The organism is Halomonas sp. SIMBA_159 (assembly GCF_046536035.1).
GTDB classification, from domain to species: domain Bacteria; phylum Pseudomonadota; class Gammaproteobacteria; order Pseudomonadales; family Halomonadaceae; genus Vreelandella; species Vreelandella venusta_A.
Window position 1 is genome coordinate 1 of record NZ_JAWJBT010000529.1, and the last position, 273, is coordinate 273.

Annotated in this window: 1 protein-coding gene; it reads left to right on the forward strand. The window is 44.7% G+C overall.

What is annotated here, in order from left to right; genetic code table 11:
• Positions 1-76: 76 nt before the first annotated feature.
• A partial coding sequence (locus R0J87_RS20325) for a hypothetical protein (RefSeq protein WP_498888519.1) occupies positions 77-273 on the forward strand: 197 nt, incomplete at its 3' end.

Here is a 273-nt window from a genome sequence, read left to right on the forward strand (position 1 = left end):
CATGGGCCACTGATTTTATGTCTGGTAATGCCCGAGGCTTGGCTATCGAAATATTTCCAAGTAAAACTCAGGTATTGTGGGTATTGTCACCAAATGCTTAACAAGGCCAGGCGCGCGTCTGGCTTTTCGCGCTTCACTCAAAAAACAGCGCGTGCTTGCGGCGTTATATTTCAAGGAGAATTTAGTGGACGAAAGGGACGAAAAAGCATTAAGCGATATTGAAGAATATGGTTGTCACGTATTGAAAGTCATGGAAGGTGATGGAGAACCTTG